Here is a 6,564-nt window from a genome sequence, read left to right on the forward strand (position 1 = left end):
GGCTCAGGGCGTCTGCCTGGAACAGCCGGGCGCGGCCATTATCCAGGCGTTGCCGCCAGGGGCGAGTGGTGTTGTCGAGAACCTGTTGCAGGGTGTCAGTGATCATGGTTTCACCGGCGATGAATTCGTGGGCCGGCCATTGTAGGGAAGATGCGGCAATCTGCAGTTGCTTTGCGGACCGTGCCTGATGTCAGGCGGGACACCCGGTCAATCCGGGTCATTGAATGATCGGAGGATATGGGGTAGACGGGAGAGGCGAAAATGTTTTGGCTTCAGGTGAGGAAACGGGCCGAGGGAATCGGCCCGTTATGCCGAATCAGGCCGGGGAGCCTTCGTTGTACTGTCCCAGCTTGCCGTTCACCCGCACCAGGCTGCCCGCTTTCAGGTCCGCCTCGAAGCTGGCCTTGCCTTCCGGGAACAGCAGCACCACGGTGGAACCGAGCAGGAAGCGGCCCAGTTCGCCGCCTTTTTCCAGGGTGATGGGGGCGGTGCGCTGGTAGTCGGTGGTCACCACCTGTTTCGGCAGGGGCGTCACCTGACCGCTGAACACGGTTTCGATGCCCGCCACAATCATGGCTCCCACCAGAATCACCGCTGCCGGACCGCGCTCGGTATCGAAGATGCACACCAGCCGCTCGTTGCGGGCAAACAGGTTGGGCACGCCGTTGGCGGTGGCTTCGTTCACCGAAAACAGGTCGCCGGGTACGTAGCGGGTTTCGCGCAGGGTGCCGGTGACCGGCATGTGCACGCGATGGTAGTCCCGGGGTGACAGGTAGATGGTGGCGAACTGACCATTGGTGAATTCGCTGGCCAGGGCGCTGTCGCCGCCGAGCAGGTCATACAGAGAGTAGTCATGCCCCTTGGCCTGAAATACCTGATTGGCGCGAATGGCTCCCAGCTGGCTCACCGCGCCGTCCGCCGTGCAGGCGATGTCGGCGGCGTGCGACGCTTCCAGCGGGCGAGCTTCCGGTTTCAGCGCCCGGGTAAAGAAGGCGTTGAAGGTCTCGAACCGGTCCGGGTCCTCGATCTGGGCTTCGGACAGGTCAATGCCAAAACGCTTCATGAAGAGGTTGATGAAGGTGGTTTTGATCCACGGCACTTCGCTACGCGCCAGCATGCCCACCAACCGGGATAAGGCATGCTGGGGAATCAGGTATTGCAGGGTAACGAAGAGCTTGTCGCGCCAGTTGTTCAAGAGATGTCCTTAACGTGGGTTATTCGGATTTTTCCGCCGGGGTGTCGGGGTGGTTGCCCCATTCGGCCCAGGAACCGGCGTAGCCACGAAGGGTGGGGTAGCCGAGGATCTTGCCCACCAACCAGGAAAAACTGGAGCGATGGTGGGTCTGGCAATGGCAGATCACTTCCTTGTCGGGCGTGATGCCGCGGGCCTCCAGCTCCGCACGAATGTCGTCCAGGGGACGCAAACGCAGGTTGTTCTGCTTGTCCATGGGCTCGGTCCACTCGTAGTGGACGGCGCCGGGAATATGGCCGGGCTTCTGGGCAAAGGCGCGCACGCCGGAATATTCTTCTTCCGAGCGGGAATCCCAGATCGCCACCCCCGGATCCTGATAATGCGCCAGCAGGTAATCCAGGCTCACCTCGGTTAGCAGATCATGCTCGCCGACTTCATAGTCGCTGGGTGTGGGTTCGGTGGATTCGCTGCTGGTGGGGTGCCCCTCTGCCAGCCAGGCATGAATGCCGCCGTTCAGATAGCTGTAGTGCTTGTGGCCAATGGCATCCAGGGTCCACAACAGCCGCCCGGCCCAGCCGCCGCCTTCGTCGTCATAGGCGATCACATGGGTATCCGGCGTCAGCCCCAGCCCGGAAAACAGGTCGCCGAGGGTGTCGTCATCCGGCAGCATTCCCGGCGCTGGCTGGGCGCCAGTCTGCAGGCGTCTGAAATCCAGATGAATAGCGCCGGGCACATGGGCCTGAACATAAATGGTGGGCTTGCTCAGATCAATGATGAGCAGCTTGTCATCGCCCAGGTGCTTGGCGAGGTCGGCAGGTTCGAGCAGCAGAGGAAGCATGGGATCAGTGAACAGTTAATAGTGAATAGTGAACAGCGAGAAAAAGACATATGGCTGTCAGCGTTGGGGGCATTGTCCCTTATTAACTGTTCACTGTTAACTGTTCACTGATATCTCTCCCGCCCCTCCTCATCCAGGGTGTCGGCAATCTGGTAGAAGTTGGCCAGCCGTTCCTCGCTGATCTCGCCGCTTTCCGCCGCCATGATCAGGGCGCAGCCGGGTTCGTTGCGGTGGGAGCAGTTGCGGAATTTGCAGTGGCCGGCCAGGTCGGACAATTCCCGGTAACCGTGCAGCAGCTCATCTTCGCTGATATGCCAGAGGCCGAACTCGCGGATACCCGGGGAGTCGATCAGCTCGCCACCGGTGGGCAGGTGAAACAGCCGTGCCGTGACCGTGGTGTGCTGGCCCAGGCCGGAGCTGGCGGACAGGTCGCCCACCTGCAGGTCGGCCTCTGGCAGCACCGCATTGACCAGGGAGGATTTACCCACCCCGGATTGCCCCACGAACACGCTGGTCTTGCCGACCAGGGCTTCCTGTAACGGGGCCAGGCCCTGGCTGTCATGGGCGCTGACTTCCAGCACCGGGTAGCCTAGCCGCTGATAAAGGGCCTTCATGTCGTCAATGAAAGGGCGCAATTCTTCATCAATCAGATCCGCCTTGTTGAGCACCAGGGTGGCGGGAATGTCAGACAGTTCTGCCGCCACCAGATAGCGATCCAGTAGGGCGCTGGACGGGGTAGGCAGGGGCGCGAACACTACCAGCATCTGCTCCACGTTGGCGGCCACCGGTTTCAGGTTGCCGTACATGTCCGGTCGTTTCAGTACCGTTTGCCGTGGCTCGATGGCCACCACCACGCCCAGGCCTTCGCTTTTCGGCGGCTGCCAGATGACCCTGTCGCCCACCACCAGTTGTTCCAGGGTGGCGCGGAAGTGACAGCGCATGGCTTCGCCGTCAGCGCTTTCCACGCCTACCTGCTGGCCGAAATGGGCGGTAATGGTGCCGGTCTGTTCGTCGCCGAGGTCGTCCGCCACCAGGGTCTCCAGCTCCGCGTTGCGGCGCTGTGCCCGATCGCGTTTTTCCGCCTGGATTTTTTCAATACGCCACTGCTGGCGTCGGTTGAGCTTGCGTTTGGCCACGAGGTATTCCGGTTGATTGGTGGCTGCATGCTACCATGTCGGCATAAAGCCATGATACGGAATGCCCATGACTGACAAGCGCAACAATCTGATCTGGATCGATCTGGAAATGACCGGCCTGAGCCCGGAAAACGACCGCATCATCGAAATCGCCACCATTGTCACTGATGCCCAGTTGAATCCGCTGGCGGAAGGGCCGGTGCTGGCGGTGCATCAGAGTGATGCCCTGCTGGATGGCATGGATGAGTGGAACACCGAACACCACAACAATTCCGGCCTGGTGGCCAGAGTAAAGGAAAGCCGTATCAGCGAGATGCAGGCCCAAGCCCAGACCCTGGATTTCCTGAAGGAATACGTGGAAGCCGGCATGTCACCCATGTGCGGTAACAGCATCTGCCAGGACCGCCGTTTTCTGGCCAACTACATGCCTGAGCTGGAAGCCTTCTTCCACTACCGCAACCTGGATGTGTCCACGCTGAAAGAGCTGGCGCGACGCTGGAAGCCGGAGATCCTGCCTGGCTTTAAAAAGGACAACAAGCATCTGGCGCTGGACGATATCCGTGAGTCCATCGCCGAGCTGCAGTATTACCGTGAGCATTTTATCGATTGCTGACGCTGGCACGCGACACGCAAAATCCTCGCCGTAGGAGCGTCGCTGGCGGCGCGATAAAACACCAGGATCAAAAGCACTTTCACCACAGAGCACACAGAGGCACAGAGAAACCCCTGTCTTTTCCTCGGTGAGCTCTTTGACCTCTGTGGTAAATCATGCTTTTCCGGGGTTGGGTGATCGCGCCGCGAGCGACGCTCCTACGGTTGGGGTGGGGTGTGCTGTTCCAGAGCCCACTGCACATGCTCCTGCACCGTCTCATCCGGGAAATCCTGTCTTTCTCTGAGCGCCTGCACAATGTCGTCTGACCCCGGCGCATTCCCCAGCGCTACGGCGATATTGCGCAACCACTTGCGGTACCCGGCCCGGCGAATGGCGCTGCCTGCGGTGCGTTCCAGAAACTCCTCCTCGTTCCAGGAAAACAGCGTCACCAGGTCGCTGTCACCCAGGCCGTGACGAGGATGAAAATCCCCTTCACCGGTGTGCTGGGCAAAGCGGTTCCAGGGGCACATGAGCTGGCAGTCATCGCAGCCGAAAATGCGGTTGCCGATGCCTTCGCGCAGGTCTTCGGGGATGCTGCCTTCATGCTCGATGGTCAGGTAGGAAATGCAGCGCCGGGCATCCAGCTCATAGGGGGCGACGATGGCATCGGTGGGGCAGACGGTGATGCAGGCCCGGCACTTGCCGCAGTGATCTTCACCGGGCTGGTCCACCGGCAATGCAATATCCGTATAGATTTCGCCAAGAAAGAACCAGCTTCCCGCTTCCCGGTTCAGCACCAGGGTGTGCTTGCCCTGCCAGCCCAGTCCGGCCTTGGCAGCCAGGGGCTTTTCCATCACCGGGGCGCTGTCCACAAAGGCCCGGGCCAACTGGCTGTCGGCCACTTCCTCGCGAATGCGTGCGGCCAATGTGGCCAGGCGCTTGCGGATCAGTTTGTGGTAATCGCGGCCCAGGGCGTAGCGGGATACATAGGCCTTGTCCTTCTGCTGCAGTATCTTCACCGGCTGGGTATCCGGTGGCAGATAATCCATGCGCGCGGAAATCACCCGCAGGGTGCCGGGTTCCAGCGCATCCGGGCGATAACGTTTGTTGCCGTGGGCGGCCATCCAGTTCATCTGGCCCTGGTAGCCTTTTTCCAGCCAGGCTTTCAGGTCCGCTTCCGCCGCATGCAGATCCGTGTCGGCAATGCCGATCTGCTGGAAGCCGAGCTCGCGACCCCAGAGCTGGATCTTTTCTTTCAGTGCCTGCAGGTCCATGGTTTGAAGGGATATAATGCCGGGAAATGAGGAGCAAAGGGTAACATGACGACACTGCCGAAGGCTCTCTATACCGCAGCACAGACCCGCGAACTGGACCGGCTGGCGATTGCCGCCGGCACTCCGGGGGCCGAACTGATGGCCCGTGCCGGGCAGGCGGCTTTCGATACGTTGTGTGAGCGTTGGCCGGAAGCTCGACAGATCGCCGTGCTTTGTGGCGGTGGTAATAACGGTGGCGATGGCTATGTGGTGGCGCGGCTGGCCCATGCCGCCGGGTTGGCACCACAGATACATTTCACCACGCCGCCGGAAAAGCTCAAGGGCGATGCCCTGGCCATGGCCGAACGCTGCCGGGAAGCCGGCATCCCCATGGCGCCGCTGACACTGGATCGCCTGCCCGAGGGGGTGGATTTGTTGGTGGACGGTCTACTGGGCACCGGGTTGAGTGGTGCGCTGCGCGATGAAATGGCGGCCTTGCTGACCGCGTTGAATGCCTTGCAGGTGCCACGTCTGGCGCTGGATATTCCCTCCGGCCTGGGGGCCGATACCGGCATGCCGCTGGGCGCGGTGCTGGCAGCAGACCTGACCTGTACCTTTATCGGTTGCAAACGCGGTCTGCTGACCGGGGAAGGGCCGGTGTATAGCGGTGAATTGTGCTTTTTTGATTTGCAGGTAGACCGGGACGTTTATGCCCAGGTGCCGGCGGATTGTCGGGTGCCAGTGCCCGCCGACCTGCATGCCTTGCTGCCGCCAAGACGGCTTGATGGCCACAAGGGTAGCTATGGCCATGTGGTGGTCATCGGCGGAGACCATGGCTTTGCCGGTGCGCCGGTGATGAGTGCCCAGGCCGCCGCCCGTTGCGGGGCGGGCAAGGTAAGCCTGATCACCCGTTCCGACCATGTGGCAGTGGCGCTCACACGGCAGCCGGAAATCATGGCCCGAGGGGTGGAAAACGCCAGTGACGCGGCGCCCCTGCTGGAAGCGGCCAGTGTCATCGCCATTGGCCCGGGCCTGGGTCGCGATGACTGGGGGCGTGCCCTGTTGGCACTGGCCCTGGAAAGCGGCAAGCCACTGGTGGTGGATGCGGATGCCCTGACCCTGATGGCCGGCGATGACGGCATTGGTCAGTGCGATTGGGTGCTGACTCCTCATCCGGGGGAAGCAGGGCGTCTGCTGGGCGTCCCTGCGGCGGCTATTCAGCAGGACCGCTTTGCGGCCCTGGAAAGCCTGGCGGCCCGCTATGGAGGTACCGTGTTGCTGAAGGGGTTGGGCACCTTGATTCAGGGTGAGGAGTTACAGGGCGAGAAAGGCCGCGCCCTGATCCGTGACGGCAACCCGGGAATGGCCTCCGGTGGCATGGGCGATGTGCTCACCGGCGTGATTGCCGCCTTACGCGCCCAGGGTCTGACAGGCTATGATGCGGCCCGGTTGGGGGCCATGATTCACGCCCGCGCCGCCGATGACTGTGCGGCCCGGTTGGGCCCCCGGGGTATGCTGGCCACGGACCTGTTGCCGTATTTGCGGGCCGGGCT

The 6,564-nt window shown here is 61.9% G+C and carries 6 protein-coding genes; 2 read left to right on the plus strand and 4 right to left on the minus strand.

Features of this window, described 5'->3' with window-relative positions:
* Positions 1-316 precede the first annotated feature (316 nt).
* The 3 genes from asd to rsgA all read right to left on the minus strand — a co-directional run bounded on the left by asd (position 317) and on the right by rsgA (position 3,166).
* The gene (gene asd, locus ACFE0K_RS03480) at positions 317-1,195 is read right to left on the minus strand and encodes an archaetidylserine decarboxylase (protein WP_434534741.1); all 879 of its coding nucleotides are present in this window, start codon (positions 1,193-1,195) and stop codon (positions 317-319) included.
* A gap of 19 nt (positions 1,196-1,214) precedes the next feature.
* A complete protein-coding gene (locus tag ACFE0K_RS03485) occupies positions 1,215-2,030 on the minus strand; it encodes a sulfurtransferase (protein WP_434534742.1) in 816 nt (271 codons plus the stop codon).
* Between the two features lie 104 nt (positions 2,031-2,134).
* On the minus strand, positions 2,135-3,166 hold the full coding sequence (gene rsgA, locus ACFE0K_RS03490; protein WP_434534743.1) for a small ribosomal subunit biogenesis GTPase RsgA: 1,032 nt from the start codon (positions 3,164-3,166) through the stop codon (positions 2,135-2,137).
* A gap of 67 nt (positions 3,167-3,233) precedes the next feature.
* Here rsgA and orn point away from each other — a divergent pair, with 67 nt between their 5' ends.
* Positions 3,234-3,779 (plus strand): oligoribonuclease, encoded by a 546-nt coding sequence (orn, locus tag ACFE0K_RS03495; RefSeq protein WP_434534744.1) that lies wholly within the window; start codon positions 3,234-3,236, stop codon positions 3,777-3,779.
* A gap of 197 nt (positions 3,780-3,976) precedes the next feature.
* Here the strand turns inward: orn and queG are convergent, their stop codons facing one another.
* Positions 3,977-5,032: a tRNA epoxyqueuosine(34) reductase QueG gene (gene queG, locus ACFE0K_RS03500; RefSeq protein ID WP_434534745.1), complete on the minus strand. Its 1,056-nt coding sequence runs from the start codon at positions 5,030-5,032 to the stop codon at positions 3,977-3,979.
* Positions 5,033-5,077: 45 nt separating this feature from the next.
* Between queG and ACFE0K_RS03505 the strand changes: the two genes are divergently transcribed.
* Positions 5,078-6,564: NAD(P)H-hydrate dehydratase (locus ACFE0K_RS03505; protein ID WP_434534746.1), on the plus strand; the 1,487-nt coding region annotated here is incomplete at its 3' end.

The organism is Alcanivorax sp. (genome assembly GCF_051117345.1).
GTDB lineage: Bacteria > Pseudomonadota > Gammaproteobacteria > Pseudomonadales > Alcanivoracaceae > Alcanivorax.